General features: G+C 69.7%; 19 protein-coding genes and 3 pseudogenes. 3 read left to right on the forward strand and 19 right to left on the reverse strand.

The annotated features are described in order from the left end of the window. The 4 genes and pseudogenes from HCA58_RS20370 to HCA58_RS20385 form a co-directional block, all read right to left on the reverse strand. Positions 1-201 (reverse strand): annotated as a pseudogene (locus HCA58_RS20370) (ATP/GTP-binding protein); the annotation flags it as partial. 1 nt (position 202) lies between these two features. Then, positions 203-580 carry a DUF742 domain-containing protein gene (locus HCA58_RS20375; RefSeq protein ID WP_091634396.1) on the reverse strand — a complete coding sequence of 126 codons (378 nt, stop codon included), beginning with the start codon at positions 578-580 and terminating at the stop codon, positions 203-205. A 100-nt stretch (positions 581-680) separates the two neighbouring features. After that, positions 681-1085: a roadblock/LC7 domain-containing protein gene (locus HCA58_RS20380; protein WP_013731521.1), complete on the reverse strand. Its 405-nt coding sequence runs from the start codon at positions 1083-1085 to the stop codon at positions 681-683. Next, positions 1082-4588 (reverse strand): nitrate- and nitrite sensing domain-containing protein, encoded by a 3507-nt coding sequence (locus HCA58_RS20385; protein ID WP_169599444.1) that lies wholly within the window; start codon positions 4586-4588, stop codon positions 1082-1084. Before HCA58_RS20385 ends, HCA58_RS20380 begins: the two co-directional genes overlap by 4 nt. A gap of 463 nt (positions 4589-5051) precedes the next feature. Between HCA58_RS20385 and HCA58_RS23665 the strand changes: the two genes are divergently transcribed. Continuing rightward, positions 5052-5396, forward strand: coding sequence for a hypothetical protein (locus tag HCA58_RS23665; RefSeq protein WP_240956527.1), 345 nt, complete (start codon positions 5052-5054; stop codon positions 5394-5396). A gap of 20 nt (positions 5397-5416) precedes the next feature. On the opposite strand, the gene HCA58_RS20395 is transcribed toward HCA58_RS23665, so the two are convergent. Then, positions 5417-6496: an adenosine deaminase gene (locus HCA58_RS20395; RefSeq protein WP_169599446.1), complete on the reverse strand. Its 1080-nt coding sequence runs from the start codon at positions 6494-6496 to the stop codon at positions 5417-5419. 145 nt (positions 6497-6641) lie between these two features. Here HCA58_RS20395 and HCA58_RS20400 point away from each other — a divergent pair, with 145 nt between their 5' ends. After that, on the forward strand, positions 6642-7490 hold the full coding sequence (locus HCA58_RS20400) for a putative RNA methyltransferase (RefSeq protein WP_169599447.1): 849 nt from the start codon (positions 6642-6644) through the stop codon (positions 7488-7490). On the opposite strand, the gene HCA58_RS20405 is transcribed toward HCA58_RS20400, so the two are convergent. From HCA58_RS20405 to HCA58_RS20445, 9 genes and pseudogenes are all read right to left on the reverse strand, one after another. Next, entirely contained in the window at positions 7487-8167 is a 681-nt protein-coding gene (locus tag HCA58_RS20405) for a DUF4272 domain-containing protein (RefSeq protein WP_169599448.1), read from the reverse strand. The genes HCA58_RS20400 and HCA58_RS20405 overlap by 4 nt on opposite strands. A 109-nt stretch (positions 8168-8276) precedes the next feature. Then, a complete protein-coding gene (locus tag HCA58_RS20410) occupies positions 8277-9557 on the reverse strand; it encodes a thymidine phosphorylase (RefSeq protein ID WP_169599449.1) in 1281 nt (426 codons plus the stop codon). A 131-nt stretch (positions 9558-9688) separates the two neighbouring features. Next, positions 9689-10393 carry a cytidine deaminase gene (locus HCA58_RS20415; RefSeq protein WP_169599450.1) on the reverse strand — a complete coding sequence of 235 codons (705 nt, stop codon included), beginning with the start codon at positions 10391-10393 and terminating at the stop codon, positions 9689-9691. 64 nt (positions 10394-10457) lie between these two features. Beyond that, positions 10458-11738, reverse strand: coding sequence for an ABC transporter permease (locus HCA58_RS20420; RefSeq protein ID WP_169599451.1), 1281 nt, complete (start codon positions 11736-11738; stop codon positions 10458-10460). Positions 11739-11741: 3 nt separating this feature from the next. Next, positions 11742-13067 carry an ABC transporter permease gene (locus tag HCA58_RS20425; protein WP_169599452.1) on the reverse strand — a complete coding sequence of 442 codons (1326 nt, stop codon included), beginning with the start codon at positions 13065-13067 and terminating at the stop codon, positions 11742-11744. Between the two features lie 60 nt (positions 13068-13127). Continuing rightward, positions 13128-14873 carry an ABC transporter ATP-binding protein gene (locus HCA58_RS20430; protein WP_346776060.1) on the reverse strand — a complete coding sequence of 582 codons (1746 nt, stop codon included), beginning with the start codon at positions 14871-14873 and terminating at the stop codon, positions 13128-13130. A gap of 159 nt (positions 14874-15032) precedes the next feature. Beyond that, positions 15033-16097 carry a BMP family ABC transporter substrate-binding protein gene (locus HCA58_RS20435; protein WP_169599490.1) on the reverse strand — a complete coding sequence of 355 codons (1065 nt, stop codon included), beginning with the start codon at positions 16095-16097 and terminating at the stop codon, positions 15033-15035. A gap of 277 nt (positions 16098-16374) precedes the next feature. Beyond that, positions 16375-16716, reverse strand: coding sequence for a hypothetical protein (locus HCA58_RS20440; protein ID WP_169599453.1), 342 nt, complete (start codon positions 16714-16716; stop codon positions 16375-16377). A gap of 176 nt (positions 16717-16892) precedes the next feature. After that, positions 16893-17175, reverse strand: a pseudogene (locus HCA58_RS20445) (ABC transporter permease subunit); the annotation flags it as partial. Between HCA58_RS20445 and HCA58_RS20450 the strand changes: the two are divergent. Continuing rightward, positions 17176-17664 (forward strand): annotated as a pseudogene (locus HCA58_RS20450) (alpha-amylase); the annotation flags it as partial. A gap of 116 nt (positions 17665-17780) precedes the next feature. Here HCA58_RS20450 and HCA58_RS20455 read toward each other — a convergent pair. The 5 genes from HCA58_RS20455 to HCA58_RS20475 all read right to left on the reverse strand — a co-directional run bounded on the left by HCA58_RS20455 (position 17781) and on the right by HCA58_RS20475 (position 21956). Then, entirely contained in the window at positions 17781-18215 is a 435-nt protein-coding gene (locus tag HCA58_RS20455; protein ID WP_169599454.1) for a hypothetical protein, read from the reverse strand. A 78-nt stretch (positions 18216-18293) separates the two neighbouring features. Next, the gene (locus HCA58_RS20460) at positions 18294-19217 is read right to left on the reverse strand and encodes a YhjD/YihY/BrkB family envelope integrity protein (RefSeq protein WP_169599455.1); all 924 of its coding nucleotides are present in this window, start codon (positions 19215-19217) and stop codon (positions 18294-18296) included. An 81-nt stretch (positions 19218-19298) separates the two neighbouring features. Beyond that, a complete protein-coding gene (locus HCA58_RS20465; protein WP_169599456.1) occupies positions 19299-19868 on the reverse strand; it encodes a 2'-5' RNA ligase family protein in 570 nt (189 codons plus the stop codon). Positions 19869-19903: 35 nt separating this feature from the next. After that, a complete protein-coding gene (trpS, locus tag HCA58_RS20470; protein ID WP_169599457.1) occupies positions 19904-20929 on the reverse strand; it encodes a tryptophan--tRNA ligase in 1026 nt (341 codons plus the stop codon). A gap of 13 nt (positions 20930-20942) precedes the next feature. Beyond that, positions 20943-21956, reverse strand: coding sequence for a hemolysin family protein (locus HCA58_RS20475; RefSeq protein ID WP_169599458.1), 1014 nt, complete (start codon positions 21954-21956; stop codon positions 20943-20945). Between the last annotated feature and the right edge of the window lie 30 nt (positions 21957-21986).

Below are 21986 nucleotides of genomic sequence, written 5' to 3' on the forward strand. Positions count from 1 at the left end.
CACCGTGGTCGTCGTCTTTCCCGGCACCTGCCGGGTGTCGTCGACGCCGACTCCGGCGGAGGTCATGATGGCCTCGGTGGTCAGCGGCGTGATCTCCGAGACCGAGCCGACCAGCGTCGTCTTGCCGACGCCGAATCCACCGGCGATAACGATCTTCGCCGACGTCACGCGCCCGCTCGGGGCCGGCGGCCGGTGCGACATGTCAGAGCCTGCGAAGTCCACTCAGCACCCTCTCCAGCAATTCAGTGCCCACCGCGTCGTCCGAGTCGTCCAGGATGGTCGGCTCGTGGACCGCGACCAGGCCGTCCGTCGCCATGTCGGCGATGAGCACCCGGGCCACGCCGAGCGGAAGCTGCATCCGCGCCGCGATCTCCGCGAGCGACTGCACGCGTCCGTCGCACAGCGCGGCGATGTACTGGTGCTCACGGCCTTGGCCACCGTTGCCAGTGGCAGCGGCCCGACCGCGCACCGTCGTCTCGACCAACGCCTCCAAGGCGATGTCGAGGCGGGGACGGGTACGACCCCGGGTCACGGCGTATGGACGGACCAGCGCTCCGGTCGGCTCGTCACGATCAGCCATGTTGCCGCTCACCTCCTTCGTACCCGGCACCGGTCGGACCGGTGCTACCCGTCGTATGCAATGTTGTCGCCCCGCCTGCCCCCACCGGCCGGCGCGACGATCAGCCCATCATCCCCACAGCCGTACGCGGCTGTGGAGTCAGGGCATCGCCTACCCGATCGACGAGCAGGGCCATCTCGTAACCGACCTGTCCCACGTCGCAACTACGCGCGGCAAGTACCGCGAACGACGACCCGTCAGAAATCGACATCAGGAACAGGAAGCCATTGTCCATCTCGACCACGGTCTGCAGCACGGCGCCTCCCTCGAAGCAACGGGCCGCACCCTGGGTCAGGCTGACCAGACCGGAGGCGATCGCCGCCAGTTGGTCCGCCCGGTCCCGCGGAAGGTCTCGAGACGACGCCAGGAGCAGGCCGTCCGCGGAGACGGCGACCGCATGCGCGACACCGGGCACCCGATCGGCGAAGTTGGCCAGCAGCCAACCGAGATCCTGCGTACTAGTCATCCTTCTTGCTCCTTCTGCCCGCTCCCGGCCACCGGGCCAGAGCCAGACTGCGAGGATTGCTGCCCGCCCGGAGTTCCCTCCGGGCCGGTCGGGTTGCTGTCCGAGGGGTGGGTACGTCCCCGTTGGACACCCCGGTGGTAGGCGGAGAGCAGACCGCGTACTGATTCCGGGTTACGGCGCTGTACCGAGGTGGTGGGCTTCTCGACCGCCCCTGGTACGAGCTGCGCCATCGGCGTGCGCTTCGGCAGCCCGGTCTGGGTGGTGCCAGCCGGCGGCGCCTGGCTGGCAGCCGTGGCCGCCCGCCAACCGTCGTCGGCTGCGGTCTGCCAGATGTTCTCCTGTGGTGTCGGGCGGTGCGATGGCGCGCTGTCGGCAGCGCCGGGCCGAGGCCCGTCACTCGCTGCCGCGCCGTTCCCGCCGGGCGCGCCCGCCCCCGTCGGAGTCTGTGCCATCGGTGCGTTACCTGTCGTCCCGGTCTGGGGCTGCTGGCCGGTCTGGGGCTGCTGGGCCGGCCGATTGGCGACGTCGACCGTGGAGAGCTGCTGTGTCGTCGCTCCGGCGGTGGCCGACCGGCGCGCCCCCGCCGACTCTTCCGGACCCGGTCGGCGGGTACGGAACCACGCCGACTCAAGCTCCCGGAAGATCGGTAGCTCCATCGTCTCATCAGCGTACCGCTGCCGGTTCTGGGCCTGCGGAGGCGTCGGCGTGGTCGGCTGGTTCTGTGCCGGGGCGGGACGTGGGGCCGGGGTCTGACGTGGCACCCGAGGCAGCTCGGTGGTCATGTCCAGAGCGGCGGCCAACCGCTCGGGTACGGGCGGTGCGGCCTCCTCCGGCTTGGCCACCGGCGGCCAGGCCGGAGGAGCCGACGGCGTAGCGGCGCCGGGGGCTGCTGAGACGGGACGCTGCGGCAGCGGGTGGCCGGGCGGCGGCGAAACGGGCGAGCCCGATACAGGCGAGGCAGACACGGGGTGACCGGAGACCGGAGCCGCCGAGACCGGCGGATCCGAGTACGGCGTGCCGGACACGGGGGGCGACGACACCGGACGCACCGGCGGAGCCGACACCGCAGGTGGGGCGTACAGCCCGGCCTCGGGGCTGCCCGCCACCTGGCGTGGGATCGCCGGTGGCTGGCCGCCCGGCTCGTCGGTGGACCGGCGCTGCGGCAGCGGGTCGGTGGGCTGACCGTTCGAGCTGACCGGAGCGAAGCCGTTGCCGCTGCCGTTGCCACCGCCGGTGCCACTGACACCGGTCAGGTCGGACCAGGCGGGCAGGTTGCCGCCGCTGCCCACGGTGCTCGGTGTCCCGAAGCCGTTACGGCTGGCTGGGTCGAAGGGGCGACCGCCGAGGGTCACCTGATTCCCCGAGCTGCCCGGGGTGCGCGCTGCGGGTGGGGCCGGTGGGTGCGCGCCGTTACCGAATGCGGCCGACCCGCCGAACGCCGGGCTCGGGCCGGACGAGGGACCCGCGGCGGCCGGCAGGGCAGCGGGCTGCTGCCCGCGGCCGGACAGCGCCCGGGGCACCAGCACGGTGGGCGGCAGCGTGACCTCGGCGACGGTGCCCCGGTCGCTGCCCGGCCGCAGCTCGATCCTTACGCCGTGGCGGGAGGCCAGCCGGGCCACCACGACCAGACCCATCATCCGGGAGACAGCAACGTCCACCTGCGGTGGCGTGGCGAGCCGTTCGTTCAGTTCGGCCAACTGCTCGCCACTGATGCCGATACCCCGGTCCTCGACGTACAGCGAGGCGCGGTCTCCGACCCGCCGGGCCTCCACGAGCACCTGGGAGTCCGGCGGTGAGAAGGCGGTCGCGTTGTCGAACAGCTCGGCTACCAGGTGGACGAGATCGTTGACCGCGTGCGCGGCGACCTCGATGTCCCGGTCGATCACCCCGAACTCGATACGGGTGTAGTGCTCGACCTCGGACTGGGCGGCCCGCAGCACGTCGATGAGTGCGGCCGGCTCGCGCTGCACCCGGGTCGAGTCGGCCCCCGCGAGCACCAGCAGGTTCTCGTCGTTGCGGCGCATCCGGGTGGCGAGGTGATCCAGCTGGAACAGCTCCGCCAGGCGGTCCGGGTCCTCCTCGCCACGCTCCAGGCGGTCGAGGTGGCCGATCAACCGGTCCACCAGGATCTGGGACCGGCGGGCCAGGTTGACGAACATCGTCGCGACCGACGAGCGCAACGCGGCCTGCTCGGCTGCGGTCCGGACCGCCTCCAGGTGGACCGCGTTGAACGCCTCGGTCACCTGACCGAACTCGTCCCTGCTGCGCACCGGCAGCGGTTCGGCGATCTGGTTGGCCAGCTGCACCGGTGAGAGCTGCCCGGTGACCTGCGGGTCACGCAGTCGGGCCACCGCCTGGGGCAGCCCGTACTGGGCGATGGAGAGCGCGCCCTGACGCAGCTCACGCAGCGAGCTGGCCATGGACCGGGCCACCAGGAAGGCCAGGAGAATGGCGAGCAGCAGCATCGTGAGCAGCAGACCGGTCTCCAGGAACACCGTTCGCTGCACCTCGGAGCGCAGATCGCTGGCCTCGCCGACCACGTCGGAGTCGAACCTCGACTCGACCGTACGGATCAGTTGGCCGTTGGCGACGAGCGCCTCGTCCCACTGCTGCGGAGTGAACGTGACGCCGGCGAGATCCGGCGAGTTGTCGGCGTTCACCTGACTTATGTAGATCGTCGCCTGTCGGCGGTCGCCACCGCCGATGGTCTGGGCGTGGAACTCCGCCTCCGCCTCGGTGGCCACCGCGTCGAAGGTCTGCTGTGCCTGCTGCTGACCGGTCTCGCTGGAGATGTAGTCGGTGCGCAGGGTCGAGCTCATACCGCCAGCGATCAACGCGCGGTGCACGACCACCCGGCGGACGGAGAGCCACTCCTTCTCCCTGGCCACCGCAGCCGCAGCCCGCATCCGGTCGCTGAGGTCGTTGTCGCCGGCAAGCTGACTGGCCGAGTCCCGCACGGCGAGCAGTTGGTTGATCAGCTCGTCGTAGGACTGGAGCGCGTCGGTGATCCGGAACTTACCGTTCAGCACCTGACTGCGGGCCCCCGGCAGGTCGCCGAGACCATCGTCGATCTGCCCGAGCAGCGTGTTCAGGCTGACGGGCAGGTCGGTGAGGTCGGACCGCTGTCGCGAGTAGGGGGCCTTGCCCTCGTCGACCCGCGCCGCGACCTCGTTGTAGCGGGCCGACGCCGCCTCCTTCTGCGCCGCGGTGCTCCGCTGCGGATCCAGCCCCAGCAGCAGCACGGCGGCGGTGCGCTCGTCCTGGAGGCCGTCCACCAGCTCACCTGACTGACTGATGAGTTCGGCAAGGTCACCGGCGCGGTTGGCGTCGTTGAGCGCGTCCAGGTGGTCGACCAGACCGCTGGTACCCACGACGACCGTGGCGATGGTCGGCACGATCATGATGAGACCGAGCTTGGACCAGATCGGCATGTCGCGGAGCCGACCTACCGGCCGGCGCAGACGCGACAGGAGAGAACCTGCCGTCTTCGGCCGTTTGCTCACGTCACCGCCCTCGTGGTGGTTGCAGCGTCCGCGTTGCCCCCGGACAACGCCCAGCAGCCGACCCGGCGGGTCGGACCATCCGAGATTCCATCACGCCGTCACCGAAAGAGAAAGCCCAGGTTGGCCCCAACCGGAGGTGTGATGAGATGGTGATGCAATCTGATCGCGTTCCGTCTGTTCGGAGTTACTCGAAGTAATGAGCAGTCCGCACCGCGTTGTCCTTCTAACTGGCCCATCAGGCTCTGGAAAGTCGTATATAGCGCAGCAAACCGGGCTACCGGTGCTATGTCTGGACGATTTCTACAAGGATGGCGATGACCCGTCGTTACCGTTACGAAACGGTCGGATCGATTGGGAATCGCCCGATTCGTGGGACGCCCAGGCCGCGATGGAGATCATTGACCAATTGGTCCGGTACGGCTGGGCGGACGTGCCGGTGTACGCCATCAGTAAGGATCGGCGGGTGGCCTATCGGCGCCTTGAGCTGACCAGATCGCCACTCTTCGTGGCCGAAGGGATCTTCGCCGCCGAGATCGTCGGAGAGTGCCGACGACGCGGTCTCCTCGCGGGGGCGTACGCCCTGCGCCGACCACGCAGCGCGACCTTCCTCCGCCGGTTGGCTCGGGATCTGGCCGAGCAGCGCAAGGGCCCGCGGGTCCTCATGCGGCGCGGCCTGGCGTTGCTGCGGGCCGAGCCGGCGGTGTTGCGTCGGCAGACCAGGCTCGGTGCTGAGGCCGCCCGAGGCCGGGACGTGCTACGCCAGGTGGCCGGGCTGCTCGCCGCCGGCCACCCACCGCGATCCGGCTGACCCGGGCCGACCGGTCGCTCTCAGCCCAGCAGCTTGGCGTACGCCGGCTTGATCACCTCGTCGATGATCCGTAGCCGCTCGTCAAAGGGGATGAAGGCGGACTTCATCGCGTTGATCGTGAACCACTGAAGCTCGCGCCAGCCGTAACCGAAGGCGTCCACGAGCAGAGTCATCTCCCGCGACATCGAGGTGCCGCTCATCAACCTGTTGTCGGTGTTGACCGTGACCCGGAAACGCAGGTCCCGCAGCAGCCCGATCGGGTGCTCAGCGATGGACGTGACGGCGCCGGTCTGCACGTTCGACGACGGACACAACTCCAGCGGGATCCGCTTGTCCCGCACGTACGCGGCCAGCCGGCCGAGTTGGAACTGTGGACCGGGGACGATGTCGTCGACGATGCGGACCCCGTGGCCGAGGCGATCGGCACCGCACCACTGGATCGCCTGCCAGATGGAGGGCAACCCGAACGCCTCACCAGCGTGGATGGTGAAGTGGAAGTTCTCCCGTTGGAGGTATTCGAAGGCGTCCAGGTGGCGGGTAGGTGGAAAACCCGCCTCCGCACCGGCTATGTCGAAGCCCACCACACCGCGGTCCCGGTGTCGTACGGCCAGTTCGGCGATCTCCTGCGAACGGGCCGCGTGCCGCATCGCGGTGAGCAGCGTGCCCACCCGGATCTGCTTGCCAGCCTCGGCCGCGAGCGTGCTGCCCTCGACGAAGCCGGCGAGAACCGCCTCGACCACCTCGTCGAGGGTCAGGTTCTGCTCAAGGTGTTGCTCCGGGGCGAACCGGACCTCGGCGTAGACCACCCCGTCTGCGGCCAGGTCGAGGGCACATTCCCGGGCGACCCGGCGCAGCGCGGACGCGGTCTGCATGACTGCGACGGTGTGCGCGAAGGTTTCCAGGTAGCGCTCCAGGGAGCCCGAGTCGGCCGCCGCCACGAACCAACGCCCCAGCTCCGTCGGGTCGCTGGTGGGCAGTTCGTGACCGATCTCCGTGGCCAGGTCGACGATCGTCGCCGGACGTAGGCCGCCGTCCAGGTGATCGTGCAACAACGCCTTCGGCGCCCTGACGATGTCCTCGTACCCGACAACAGTGCCCATCACCGCTCGCCCCGCTCACAACCCATGCACCCGACCCTAGTCCGCTCGTGCGGCCGGCAACCCACGCAGGGCGTGTGTCGGAGCCTTCCGCCACACAGGGTGGCCCCGACCCACGCCCCTAGACTCGACCTGTGATGCAGCCGTGATGGATCCCCGCGTCGTCGCCCGGCTGCGCTGTCCCGTCTGCCACGACTCGCTCACCGAGGTCGACACCGGTGGATCCCGGGCGTTGCGCTGCCCGCGCCGGCACAGCTTCGACATCGCCCGGCAGGGCTACGTCAACCTGCTCACCGGCCGCGTCGCGCACAGTGGCGACACCGCCGGGATGATCGCCGCGCGAGCGGATTTCCTGTCCGGCGGTCACTTCGACATCGTCTCCACCGCCCTCACCGAGGCCGCTTCCGCCGACGCGTACCCCCTGGTGGTGGATGCGGGAGCGGGCACCGGCCGGCACCTGTCGTCGGTGCTGGAGGTGGCACCCGAGGCCGTCGGTCTCGCGTTGGACGTCTCCAAGTCCGCGTCGCGCCGGGCCGCTCGCGCCCACCCACGGGTCACCGCCGCGCTGGCCGACACCTGGCGTCGGCTGCCGCTGGCGGACGCCTCGGCGGCGCTGCTGCTGAACGTCTTCGCGCCCCGCAACGGCGCCGAGTTCCGTCGGGTACTCGCGCCGGGCGGGCGGCTGCTGGTGGTGACCCCCGCCACCGACCACCTCACCGAGCTGGTCACCGCCCTCGGTCTGCTCCGGGTCGACCCCACCAAGGCGGACCGGGTGGCGGCAAGCATGGCCGGACACTTCACCGAGGAGTCCACGACCGTACACCGGCAGGTCCTGGCACTGTCCCGCGCGGAGGTTGCCACCCTGGTCGGCATGGGTCCAAGCGCCTGGCACACCGACCCGGTGGGGTTGGCTGCCCGGATCGGTGTTCTCGCTGAGCCGGTCCGGGTGACCGTGGCGGTACGGCTCGGGACGTACCGTCCGGCCAGCCCGGTCTAGGTGGAAAGATCGACCTCTTCCCAGCCGGGGGGCTCGTCGTGATAAGGCCCCCGTAGGACGACTGCCCACTCCAGCGCCCACCGTCGCTGACCGATCGCATTTGCGTCCACCAACCCCGGCAGGGCCCGACCGGCGCGGCTCACCTCGAGGTACGCCCAGTCCAGGCAGTAGTGCAGGTCGAGCAGAGCCGCCGCGTCCGCCGGGTGCTGTGGCGCGGCCAGGATCCGGGTTCGCCACTGCCGGAAGGTTTCCCCCTCGGCGATGTACGGCAGCCGTTCCACCAGCCGGTCGTCGGCCGGCATGGTGGGGTCGAGTTGTTTGGTCAGTCCGAGCACCCAGGCCAGCGAGAACAGGGCGTCGTGGTGCAGCACGAAGGAGCGGTGGTCGCCCTTTGCCCCGGTGACGAACTGGAACTCCGGCGGGGTGACCATCTCCACCAGGTGTGAGGCGAGCAGCCAGCTCATCGCGGCCTGCGGCGGCATACCGAAGCACCGGGCGAGGATCAGGTGCAGCACCGCGATCCGCGCCTCGATCGCCCCTGTCGGCCGTAGCTCGATGTCGTCGCCCGGTTCCCAGACCAGCGGAAACTGCGGCGGCGGCAACGGCAGCCGCAACCGGGCCAGTTCCTCAAGGCTCGCCTCACGCACCTCACGGGGGTCGGGGGCAGGCACGATCACGGCAACATCCCTGTCTGATCACGACGTCTCGACGCCGACGGTCCCCCCCCTGGCCTGCGAGAATAGCGGCCCGCACGCTCCGACACCATGGCCGGGACCGGGGGTTTCGTCACTCGACGCGGTCGATCACCAGCGGCACCGCGGCCGGGGGCCGGTCGGCGATGGCCAGCCCCCGAGCGGCCTCCGCCAGCGCCGCCGGAAGCAGCTCCGACCGCTCGGCCCGCAGTTCGTAGAGGGGATCCCCGACGCGCACCGGGTCACCGGGTCGCTTGTGTAGCAGCACTCCGGCAGGCACGCTCACCGGATCCTCCTTGCGCGCCCGACCCGCACCGAGCCGCCACGCGGCCACCCCCATGGCGTACGCGTCCACGTCCGTCACGTAACCGTCGGTCTCGGCGCGAACCACCTCGACCTCGGTCGCCTCGGGCATCGGGGCGTCCGGATCCCCGCCCTGTGCCCGGATCATCGACCGCCACACGTCCATCGCCTGCCCGTTGCGAAGAGCCACGCCAGGGTCGGCGTCGGGCAGTCCGGCCACGTCGAGCATCTCCCTTGCCAAGGCCAGGGTCAGCTCCACCACATCGGCCGGCCCGCCACCGGCGAGTACCTCCACCGACTCGGCCACCTCGATGCCGTTGCCGATCGCGAGCCCGAGCGGGGTCGACATGTCGGTGAGCAGGGCAACGGTCCGCACACCGTGCGCACCGCCCAGCTCCACCATGGTCCGGGCCAGTTCCCGGGCGTCGTCGACCGACTTCATGAACGCACCGGAGCCCACTTTGACGTCCAGCACCAGAGCCCCGGTTCCCTCGGCGATCTTCTTGCTCATGATGGAGCTGGCGATCAGCGGGATGGCCTCGACGGTGCCGGTGACGTCGCGCAGGGCGTACAGTTTCCGGTCGGCCGGAGCGAGCCCGGAGCCGGCGGCGCAGATCACCGCACCAAGGTCACGCAGTTGGGCGATGAACTCCTCGTTGCTCAGCGCCGCCCGCCAGCCCGGGATCGACTCCAGCTTGTCCAGCGTGCCGCCGGTGTGGCCGAGACCGCGCCCGGACAACTGCGGAACGGCAGCCCCGCAGGCGGCGACCAGGGGGGTCAACGGCAGGGTGATCTTGTCACCGACCCCGCCCGTCGAGTGCTTGTCGACGGTCGGCCGGGCGACCGCGGACAGATCGAGCCGCTCACCACTGGCGATCATCGCGGCTGTCCAGCGGGCGATCTCCGGCCCGGTCATCCCGTTCAACAGGATCGCCATGGCCAGCGCCGACATCTGCTCGTCGGCAACCAACCCCCGGGTGTACGCGTCCAGCACCCAGTCGATCTGCCCGTCCGACAACACCCCCCCGTCACGCTTGGTCCGAATGACGTCAACCGCCGCAAATCCACTCATCAGGAGATCTTTCCTAGTCGTTGGCGATACCGGTTCACGCACCGTGCCCACCGGAGATGGGCCGACCGTGCCCGGCAGAGGGATCAAACCTGACCGCCCGGAGCCGGGTACGGTCGGCCCATCCGCGAAGCTCAACCCCAGCGAACCGGGATCTCCGTGGGCGGTTCGCCCTCCCCGGCCCAGAAGATCGTGCCGGACGCGTCGACCACCACCACGCGGGGCGTACGCGCCAGCCCCCAGACGATCGCCTCCGCCGGATCGTCCCAGCTAGGGCCCTCTTCGAGTACTCCCGTCTCGGCGCCCGCGTCGTCACCGGCCGAACGCTCCCAGTAGGCCGTCCACACCTGCTGACCGGCGGAAAGGTCGGGGTGGACGAAGACGGTGCCCCGGCCCCGCCATGCAGCAAGCCGGTCGGGTACCACCGGCACCGGTCGCTCTCCGGTCACCGCCTCGATGTCGGCCACGTCGAAGGCGTGCGGCAGGAGTTCGGCCATCCGCAGCGGCCCGCTCCGTGCCTCGACGAGACATTCCGGCCCGCCTTGCTCCCACAGCAGCTGCCGGCAGCGCCCGCACGGCATCAGTGGTTCACCGGTGGCATCGACGCAGGACAGCGCGACGATCCGGCCACCACCGGTGGCGTGCAGTGAGGAGACCACCCCACACTCGGCGCAGAGCACCACACCGTACGCGGCGTTCTCGACGTTGCAGCCGACCACGACCCGGCCGTCGTCGACAAGCGCCGCGGCACCGACCGGAAACTTCGAATACGGCACGTACGCGTGCCGCATCACCTCGGTGGCGGCGGCACGCAGCCGCTCCCAGTCGATCTCGCTCATCCTGCCATTCTGCCGTAGCCTGCTGACCAGCTCAGACCGGTCGGCCAGCCGACCAGAGGTGTGGTCAGCCCTTGATGTACGGCTTGCCGTCGGCGGCCGGTGCCCGGACCCGACCGACCAGCCCGGCCACGGCAAGGATCGTCGCCAGGTAGGGCAGCATGGCCAGGAACTGGCCCGGGATCACACTGTTGATCGCGCCCAGGTAGGTGGCCAGCTGGTCGGCGAAACCGAAGAAGAGCGCGGCGAGCAGCGCGCCGCTCGGGCTCCACCGACCGAAGATCAACGCAGCCAGGGCGATGAAGCCCTTGCCACCGATCATGTTCTTGGTGAACGAGAAGAGCGCCAGCGTGTACGACGCGCCACCGATGCCGGCGACCGCACCAGCCATGATGACGTTGCGGTAGCGAAGGCCGAGCACCCGTACCCCCAGGGTGTCGGCAGCCGTCGGATGTTCACCGACCGACCGGGTCCGTAGGCCCCAACGGGTGCGGAACAGCGCGATGTGGATCACGAGCACCAGCAGCAGGGCCAGGTAGAGGAAGATGTTGCCCCGGAACAGTGCCGGCCCGAGCACCGGGATGTCCGACAGCAGCGGGATCTCCCAGTTGCTGAATCGCGGCGCGCTGTTGTAGCGGGCGGCGTCGGTCTGCATCAGCCGCTCGTACAGGAAGCCGGTGATGCCGACCGCCAGCAGGTTCAGCACGATACCCATGACCACCTGGTCGACCAGGTAGCGGATGCTGAACACGGCAAGCAGCAGCGAGATGAGCGAGCCGCCGACAGCGGCGGCGACCAAACCCACCCAGACGCTGCCGGAGATGCTGCCGAACAGCGCACCGCTGAAGGCACCCATCAGCAGCTGACCCTCGATGGCCACGTTGACCACACCGGATCGTTCGCACAGCACTCCGGCAAGCGAACCGAAGATCAACGGCAGGGCCAGGAGGAAGGTGCCCCGCACGATGTTGACCAGCGGCATGAAGTTCTGCCCGGCCGGTGCGGCGGAGACCTGCCAACACAGGAACGACAACACGAAGGCGACCAGGCCGACGGCGAGCACCGGAATGAACCATTGCCTCGGCAGCCCGGTGAACATGGTGCCGCCAGCGGCCAGCGTGATCAGGCCGAAGACGATCGCCCCGACGGTACCGTCGACTTTCAGCGCGGCGCCGGCAGCGTCCTCACTGAGCGTGAAACGGGCCTGCTCGCCGGTGGCTAGAGCACCGAACAGCACGGTGGCCAGCAGACCGAGGGCCAGCAGCACCAGACCGACCTTGCGGGTACGACTCCAGAAGCCCGCACCGACCGGCGTGACAGCGACGTCGGGAACAGCCGTGGTGGACATGCCTCACCAGCCCTTCGCGAGGCTCGTCTGCAACCGGGCAGTCCGCGCGGCCCGGAGCTGGAAGATCGCCTTCACCAGGGCCGGCGCGGCGATGAAGATGACGATCAGGGCCTGGAGCACGGTGACCAGCTCCAGCGAGATCCCCGAGTACGACTGCATCCGGTTGCCGCCGGCCTGCAGGGCACCGAACAGCAGCGCGGCCAGCGCTACTCCCCAGGGTTTCACCCGGCCGAGCAGGGCGACCAGGATGCCGTCGAAACCGATCTGCGCGACCACCAGCGGGGTCAGGGCGGCGGCGGTGGTGCCGAGTACCATCTGTGAGCCGCCGAGACCGGCGAGGGCCCCGGCAAAGACCATGATCAGCACGTACGTCCGGGTGACACTGATGCCGGCGGTGCGGGCCGCGTCCGGGTTGGCACCCACCGCCCGAAGTTCGAAGCCGAGCGTGGACCGGTTGAGCAGCCAGGCGACCGCCCAGGTGGCCAGCACGGCCACGATGATGCCGGCGTGGGCGCGCAGCCCGTCACCGAACAGTCGAGGAAGTTGCGCGGAGGCGTCCACGGATCGGCTGATCGCATCGGTGCGGACCGGGTCCTGCACCCCGTTCTGCACGATCAGCCAGGTGAGGAAGTAGACGGCGACGTAGTTCAGCATGATCGTGTTGATCACTTCGTGGGCGCCGGTCCGCGCCTTGAGGATGCCGGGGATGAACCCCCAGATCGCCCCGCCGAGCGCGCCGGCCAGGACGGCGACCAGCAGGTGCAGTACGGGCGGCAGCGGCAGCAGGAAACCGGCGAGCGCGGCCAGGACGACGCCCATCGTCGCCTGCCCCTGGGCACCGATGTTGAACAGGCCGCCCCGGAAGGCCAGCGCCACCGACAGGCCGGTGAAGACCAACGGCGCGGTGTAGGTGAGGGTTTCCGAGATCGGACTCAACGCCGTGTTGACGGTGGTCGCGGCCGGGTCGAAGACCGAGCCCTTGAACAGGTTCGCGTACGCCTCGCTGACCAGCGTCCAGCTGGCGGTTATCGCGTCGGAGGGACGGGCGGTGACGTAGGAGTAGGTGGCCAGCACCTCCGGATCAGAAATGATCATGAGGATGGCACCGACGACCATCGCCAGGACCAGCGACAACAGGGTCACGGTGAAGGTGTTGGCGGCCCACAGGTTCTCCAGGAACAGCCGTCCCAGCGTCGGACGTGGCCCGGCCCCACCGGGTACGCTGGCCGACTCTGCGCGTTCGGTGTTGTCGATCGCGCTCCGGTTGGCCTGTTCCTCGCTCGCCGGCTCCTTGTCCGGAGAGCCCTGCCGCGCGTTCGGTTCACTCATCGCTGCACCCCGCCGCGACGCGCACCGCCACGGGTCCGCTGTGCCTGGTGTTTCGCTCGCTCATCGGTCCTTCTCGTCCTCGCTACCGGTGCCCTCGGCGGCCGGAGCCACACCGTCGGTGATGGCCGCGACGTCGCGGTCGGTGGTCGCCGGAACACCCGATCCGGAAACGGTGTCCGCATCGGTGACGGCGACCGGGTCGGCATCGACGGTGGCCGTCGGTCCGATGTCGGGAACGGATCCGGCATCCGGGGGGCCGCCGGTCGCGTCCGGGATGATGCCAGCCATCAGCAGGCCGATCTCCTCGCGCGGTGTGTCCGGACCGACCACGCCGATGATCCGCCCGCGGTACATCACCGCGATCCGGTCGGCCAGCCCGATCACCTCGTCGAGTTCGCTGGATACCACGAGTACGGCGGTGTCGTTGTCCCGCTCGTGGATGACCCGGCTGTGGATGAACTCGATCGAGCCGACATCCACCCCACGGGTCGGCTGGGCGGCGATGAGGAGCTTCAACGGCCGGGACAGTTCCCGGGCCACGATCACCTTCTGCTGGTTGCCGCCGGACAGGGTGCCCACCGGCGCCTCGGCCGACGGCGTGCGTACGTCGAACTGCTCGATCCGTTCCCGCGCCGACCGGGTGATCTCGTCCGGCCGCAACGACAGACCCCGTCCGAACGGTGGTCGGTCGTAGATGTCCAGGACGAGGTTCTCCGCGACGGTGAACTCCTTGACCAAACCGTCGACGCTGCGGTCCTCCGGCACGTAGCCGACGCCAGCCCGGAGCACCTTCTTGGTCGACCAGCCGTCGATCCGCTGCCCGGCCAGGGTGACGGTGCCGGCGAGCACCGGACGCAGTCCCATGATGGCTTCGATCAGTTCGGTCTGTCCGTTGCCCTGTACCCCGGCGACACCGAGCACCTCGCCCGCGCGTACGGTCAGGTCGACGCCGTCCACGGCACGGATCTGACGGTCGTCGTCGACGAACAGACCGGACAGTTCCAGGACGGGTTCGCCCGGGGCGGCCGGGGCCTTGTCCACGGTGAGCCGGACAGTGCGGCCGACCATCAGGGCGGCCAACTCGTCCCGGCTGGCTTCCGGCGAGGCCGTACCCACCGTCTTGCCGCGCCGGATCACCGTGATCCGGTCGGCGATCGCCTTCACCTCGCCGAGTTTGTGGGTGATGAAGACGATCGACTTGCCGGCGGCCTTCAGCGACCGCATGACGGTGAGCAGTTCCTCGGTCTCCTGCGGGGTGAGCACGGCGGTCGGCTCGTCCAGGATGAGCAGGTCCACGTCCCGGGTCAGCGCCTTGACGATCTCCACCCGCTGTTGGATGCCGACCGGCAGGTCCTCGATCACCGCATCCGGGTCGACTCGCAGGTTGTACCGCTGGGAGACCTCGGCGACCTCGCTGCGGGCGCGGCGTCGGTCCAGGAATCCGGCGATGCCGCCGCGCACCCGCTCGGCGCCGAGCATGATGTTCTCGGTGACGGTGAAGACGGGCACCAGCATGAAGTGCTGGTGCACCATGCCGATACCGGCCGTTATCGCGTCGGAGGGGCCGCGCAGCCGCAGGGGCCTGCCGTCGACCAGGATCTCACCCTCGTCGGGCTGGTACAGCCCGTACAGCACGTTCATCAAGGTCGACTTGCCCGCGCCGTTCTCGCCGAGCAGGGCGTGGATCTCTCCAGGCTCCACCGTCAGGTCGATGTGGTCGTTGGCGACCAGATCACCGAACCGCTTGGTGATGCCGCGCAGTTCGAGTCTCAGCGCATCCTCCTGGCGTGCGAAGCGATGGTGCAGCGTAGCTGTCGACGAGTGGGCACGGCGTCGGCCGGACCGGTGGCGCGGACCGGCCGCTGCGGCTCGGCGGGTCTCCCCCCGTGCCGCAGCGGCCGGATCGTGTGTGCTCTGCTCGCCGGTCCCTCCGGTGATCGTCCCACCGGGGCTACCGGCGACGGGTCACTTCGGCTGCGCGGCCGACTCGACCGTGACGGTGCCGGCGGCGATGTCCGCCTTCAGCTTGTCGACCTCGGCCTTCAGCTCGGCCGGGACCTTGCTGTCGAAGTCGTGGTACGGGGCGATCGAGACGCCGTCGTTGGCCAGGGTGCCGACGAAGCCCGGGTCCGCCTGGAGCTGCTCGCCACCAGCGGCCTTGAGGACGGCCTCCTGCACCGCGCCCGGGATGTTCTTCACCACGGTGGTGATGATCGCCGGGCAGTTCGGGGTGCTCTCGCAACCGTCGACGTCCACCCAGATGGTGTTGTACTTGCCGCCGGAGGCCTGAGCCGCACCGGTGGTGCCGAGGCCGGCGCCACCGGCCACCGGCATGATGATGTCCGCGCCCTGGGCGACAAGCGCGTCGCTGACCTTCTTGCCCTCGTCCTGCTTGACGAAGTCGTTGGTGAACGAGCCGTTCTGGGTCTCCTTGTTCCACCCGAGGACCTGGACGTCCGTGCCCTTGGCCTCGTTGTAGTAGGCGACCCCGTCGGCGTAGCCGTCCATGAAGATGGTCACCGGCGGGATCTTCAGGCCACCGTAGGTGCCCACCTTGCCGCTCTCGCTCATGCCGGCGGCGACGTAGCCGGCGAGGAAGGCGGCCTGGGCGGTGTCGAACTGCATCGGGTAGACGTTCGTCACGCCCGGGTCCGCGTCGACGATGCCGAACTGCTGGTCCGGGTTCGCCTCGGCGATCTTCTTGGTCGCGTCGCCCATCAGCCCACCGACGGCCAGGATGAAGTCGCAGTCCTGGTTGACGTACTGGGTCAGGTTCGGCTCGTAGTCCGCCTCGGCCTTGGACGCGACGTACTTGATGTCGATGTCGCTGTTCTCCGCCTTGGCGTTCTCCAGGCCCTTCCAGGCGGAGGCGTTGAACGACTTGTCGTCGATGCCGCCCACGTCGGTGACCATGCAGGCGGTGTACTGCTCGCCGCCGGAGCCGGCGTTGTTGTCCTCATCCGGGGCCTCGCCACAGGCGGCGGCGCTCAGCACGAGCCCACCCGCCGCGATCATCGAGGCGATCCGCATCCCACGCACCGAGCGCAAGACGTCTCCTTCCCATTGCACACCGCGTGATACGCGGTGGCGCCCTTGAACCGGCCTGCGTCTTGCCGCCGGCGTCCCACGTTACGGGAGCAGAGCGTACGCCCGCGCCCACCTGCCGACCGACAATCGTGCAGGACTGTTGGAGGCCTGTTACCCCTACGTGATGCTTGGGTGGACCACATCACCCAGAGTGCCGGTACGCGGGCGGGTTGCGTGCTGGAACCACACCTTTTTCTCGGCCGACCCGCGTCATCGGCGACTAGCGCCAGAAGACCGCCACGGCTGCGGTGACCAGGGTCAACCCGACGATGGCGAGGAAGTGCCCCCGGTTGACCTCGGCCCGCTTGCGGGAGAAGAAGACCATCACGAAGATGAGCAGGGCGAGTACCAGCTTCGTCACAAGCTTCGCCGGTGCAGGCTCGTCGCCGTCGCGCAGCGGCGCGCTCAGGCCGATGCCGGTCAGCAGCTGGACGACCGAACCCCACAGCATGGCGGCGTTGATCCGGATCTTGCCACTGAGATGCTGGGCGATCGCGCCGCCGAGCAGCAGGGCGAACCCGATCAGATGAACGTAGAGAAGGATGAGTCGAAGTGCTTCCACCCGACCCATCCTGCCCTATCAACGACGCATCGTAGTAGAGGCACCCCCGTGGATTCGGGATGCCACCAGCGTCAGGCCGACCACCGCGTAGCCGGCCAACACGGCGAGTGGGCGACCGGCACCGGCGCCGTCGACGCGGGTAGCGCTGCCGACTGCGCCCACCCGCGCCCGGCCGGTCAGCCCTTCGTACCGCCGGCGGTCAGACCGGAGACCAGGTGCCTCTGGGCGAAGAAGAAGACCAGCCCGGCCGGCAGGGGTGACCAGCACTGCCGCAGCGGTCAGGTACTCCCACTGCGGATTGAACTGCGGCACGAACTGCTGGAGCCCGTACGCCAGGGTGAACCTGTCGTCGGTCTGGATGAACGCCGAGGCGTACGCCACCTCACCCCACGCGGTGAGGAAGGTGTAGAAGGCGGTCACTGCCACAGCCGGGCGGGCCAGCGGCAGCACCACCCGCCACGGCACGTCACCCGCTACGGCGACGGCGAGGTCGGGCTGCGCCGGGCCCGGGCCGCAGCGCTGCTGATGCTCGCGCTGCCCGGCAGCGCCTACCTCTACCAGGGCGAGGAACTGGGCCTGCCCGAGGTGCTCGACCTACCCGACGAGCTACGTCAGGATCCGGCCTTCCTACGCACCGGGGAAAGCCGGGACGGCTGCCGGGTGCCACTGCCGTGGAGCGGCGAACTCACGCCGTACGGCTTCGGACCTGTCGGCAGCGAACTGAGCTGGCTGCCGGCCCCGACCACCTGGCGTGCCCTGTCCGTGGCCGCGCAGACCGGCACCCCCGGCTCCACCCTGGAGCTGTACCGCACGGCGCTGCGGATCCGCCGCACCCAGCCGGCGCTCGCCGGTCTCGGCCCCATCACCTGGCTGGACTCCGGCCCCGGCGTGCTCGCGTTCACCCGCCGAACCGGCGACACCGTGCTGACCTGCGTGGTGAACATCAGCGACGCGGCGGTCTGGTTCGAACGAAACTGAACCGGCGAGAATCGTCGACCCGGCCCTCCGGCGTGCGCTGCGCCCTCGGGCGGCGCAGCCACGACCCCTGTGGTGCCGGTGCGGGATCAGCCGCTGGTGAGCTGGGCCGCGATCCGGGCGAATCCGGCTCGTAGCTCAGCCGCATCCGGTGCCGGCAGCGGGCCGGCAGCCCGGTCGTGCTCGCCCGCCGCCAGTTCCTCCTCGTCGATGGTGTCCTCGTAGTCGCCGTAGAGGTCAGCCTGGTCCACCCGCGTCACCTCGTCCCGCGCGGCGAGCTGCGCCGCGGCGATCTCACCCTCGATCTGCTCCACCGACACCGCAGGCACCAGCGGTTCCACCACCGCCATCAGTTGTTCCTCGGCGACCACCGCCTCGGCCAACGCCAACGCGTGCCGTCGTTCGTAGGGGCCACACACCACCGGCTCCCACTCGTCGTCGCCGAGCGGACCGAAAGTGATGATCCATGGCAGCCCCAGCATCGGCGAGTCGGCTGGCAGGTCCAACGTCACGAGTGCCCCCACGAGCCCATCATCGTCGGTCTACGGGCAGGTGGGGGCGGGTTCGACGCAACGCGCAGCCGGCGGGCCGGACGGCACGCCTCAGCCCGCCCCGCCCGGGGTGCCAGGACCGGTGTCCACGTCCGGGTCGACAGGTGGGCGCCGACCGGCCAGGTCCACCACCCGCCCACGCCGGCTCGTCGCCGCCAGCGCGGCACCGAAGAGCACCAGTTGGTTGAGCAGGTAGAGGTAGACCAGCAGCCCGACGGCGGTGGCCACCACCGTGTACGCCGGATTGTGCTCCACCCGCCCCACCCAGAACCGCCCGACGGTGTTGAGCAGAGTGATGCCGACCGCGACGACAAGCACCACCGGCCGCAGTCGGGACCGGCTCATCCGCACCCGAGGGACCGCCACCAGCAGCAGCGTGGCCAGTACCGCGTTGACGAGCACACTGAGCAGTGCACTGACCGTAGTGAGCGCGAACGAACCGGTACTGCGCAACAGGAACCGCAGCAACGATTCCAGCGCGTCCACCGCCGCCACCGACAGGCCGAGAAGGACGAACACGACCACCAGGACACCCAGATCGACCAGGCGGCGCACGACCAGATTCCCCGGATGCTGGTTGAGCCCGTGGATCAGCCGCTGCGACGAACGGATCGCCTCCACCCACCCGATACCGGTCAGCACCAGGATCAACAGACCGACCAGCCCGGCGGTGCCGCTGCCCTCGGCGACCTGGGCCGGATCGAGAAACGGCAGGTTCTCGCCGAGGAACTCCGCCGCCGCCGCGCTCACCTCGTCGTTGTCCTCAAGGATCGCGCCGAAAATCGCGTACGCGACCAGGGCCAGCGCGAAGACCGCGAAGAAGCCGTAGTAGGCGATCGCTGCGGCCAGCCGGCCGCCCTGCACGTCGGTGTAGAGCACCCCGGCGCGCCACAGGTGCCCGAAGGCCGGGGAACGGCGACGTGCGGCGGTCAGCCGGCGGTCGACGGCCGCCTCGACCCGGCCCAGAACGTTCACCCGGCCATCCTCACGATCCGTGTCATCCCCACCGATCCGTCGTCGACGAACCAGGCGTACCCGACGTGCCGGCCGGGACGGTCACCCACCGAGCTGGAAGTCCCGGCGTGGCTGCCACCGAGCCTGCCCGCTGTGCGAGAAGAGCGTGAAATGGTCCACCTCGAACATCGCGGAAAAGTCCGCCAGGTCCTCGTACGCCCTGTCAAGCGCCTCCGGCGCGACATCCTGCGCGACCGTCACGTGCGGATGGTAAGGAAACCGTAGTTCCCGGCGTAGCTGCGGGGCGGCACCGATCGCGGCGGCGAGCAGTTCACACTCGCTGATGCCGGCGGCGACCGCGACGAAGACCACCTGGGTTACCGGCCGGAAAGTGCCGGTGCCGCGCAAATGCAGCCGGAAAGGCAGATGAGCGGCAGCGACCCGGGCGAGGTGCCGCTCCACGGGCGGCAACGCGGCAACCGGGATCTCGGTCGGCCCGAGCAGGGTGACGTGGGCCGGCACCACGCTCGGGTCACCGGACTCCCGCCGACGCCGGGTCAGCAGGCCGCCCCACGGCTCCGGGATGTCCACCGCGATGCCGATCTCGACGCTGTCACCGACCGTCAGCGCCCCGGTCCCCTGCTCCACGCTGCACGCCACCCCTCGGGTCATCGACCCCTACCCGCCCGCCGCCGCCGATCGAGTGGTCACTCACCGCGTACCGGGGGAAAGAAACCCACCCGCTCGTACGCGGTACGCAACGTCGGTGCCGCCACGGCACGGGCCTTCTCCGCGCCGGTCGCGAGGAGTTCTTCCAACTGGGCGGGATCGTCGAGATACGAGCGGGTGCGCTGCTGGATGGGGGTGACGAACTCCCGGACCACCTCGGCGAGATCCTTCTTCAGATCGCCGTAACCCTTACCGTCGTACGCCGCCACCAGGTCGTCGATGCCCCGCCCGCTCAACGCCGAGAAGATGGTGAGCAGGTTGGAGATGCCCGGCTTCGTCGCCTCGTCGAAGACGATCTCACGCCCGGTGTCGGTGACCGCCGACCGGATCTTCTTCGCCGAACGTGCCGAATCTTCGAGCAGGTCGACGATGCCACCCGGCGACGAGGACGACTTCGACATCTTGGCGGTCGGGTCCTGAAGATCAGTGATCTTCGCGGTCGCTTTCACGATGTGCGGGGCCGGGACCGTGAAGGTCTGGCCGAACAGCGAGTTGAACCGCTGCGCCAGGTCACGGGAAAGCTCCAGGTGCTGGCGCTGGTCCTCACCGACCGGCACGGCGTTCGCCTGGTAGAGCAGAATGTCGGCGGCCTGCAGGATCGGATACGTGAACAGGCCGACGCTGGCCCGCTCGTTGCCCTGCTTCTGTGCCTTGTCCTTGAACTGGGTCATCCGGCTGGCCTCGCCGAAACCGGTGATGCAGCCGAGCAGCCACGCCAACTGGGCGTGCTCGGCCACCTGGGACTGCACGAACAGGGTGCAGCGTTCCGGGTCCAGCCCCACCGCGAGCAGCTGCGCGGCAGCCACCCGGGACCGCTGGCGCAGCACCTTCGGCTCGTGCCCTGCGGTGATGGCGTGCAGATCGACCACGCAGTAGAAGGCGTCGTGCGACTCCTGCAACGCCACCCAGTGCCGCACCGCCCCGAGGTAGTTGCCGAGATGGAACGAGTCGGCCGTCGGCTGGATGCCGGAGAAGACGCGGGGGCGGACGGGTACGTCGGACATGCCGGCAATTCTGTCAGCTAGCCGGACGTACGTCATGACGGGCCGGCAGGTCGGGCCGCTCACCGACCGACACCACCCCGCGCCGCTGGTCAGGCAGGCGCGCGACGGTGACCGCCAGCCGGGACACCCGCCGACCCTCCAGAGTCAGCACCCGCAGCAGCCAGCCACCCGCCGGCGTCGCCGACTCGGCGGGAACCGGCACCTCGTCGCCCGGTACCGGCAGCCGCCCCAGCGCGGCCATCACGAAACCGCCCACCGTCTCGTAGGGGCCCGTCAGCAGCGGTACACCCGTACGCTCAACGAAGTCGGCGAGGTTCAGCCGACCGTCCACCACCGCCGGCAGCCCGGTGTACACCGGCCCGGGGTCGTCGGCGTACTCGTCATGGATCTCACCGACCAGCTCCTCGATCAGGTCCTCGCAGGTGACGATCCCGGCGGTGCCGCCGTACTCGTCGATCACCACCGCCAGGTGATGCCCTTCCCGCCGCATCTCGGTCAACGCGGCGAGCACCCGCTTGCTCGCCGGCAGCCGCTTGACCTCGCGGGCCAGCTCACCGACCGTGGCGCCCGGTTCCCGGTCCGGCCCGAGCACCAGGTCACGCAGGTGCACGACGCCGATCACGTCGTCGTGGGTGCCGTCGACCACCGGATAGCGGGTGTGCGGTCCAGCCCGCACCAACGGTTCCGCCTCGGCGATCGTCGACGTCGCGGAGAGGAACACCACCTCGGTACGGGGCATCATCACCTCGCGCACCAGGCTCGCCCCTGCCACCAGCACGTCGTCGATGATGCGCCGCTCCACCGGATCGAGGACCGTGTTGGCGGCAACCAGATCCCGCAGCTCCGCCTCACTGATCCGTTCCCGGCCGGCGGTCGGGCCGGCACCGAGTAGGTCGGTGACCAGCCGCAGGGCACCGTCGGCAGCCCGGACCACGACCCGGGCGACCGCTCGGGCCAGAGGTCCTGGCTGACGGCAGGGCACGTCATGGCCAGGCCGCCGGGGTACGCGCCGACGCGAGGCCCGCATGCACAGATGGTAACCAGTTGTACCCCGCGA

It is taken from the genome of Micromonospora sp. HNM0581, from assembly GCF_012726175.1.
In the GTDB taxonomy this organism is placed as follows: Bacteria; Actinomycetota; Actinomycetes; order Mycobacteriales; family Micromonosporaceae; genus Micromonospora.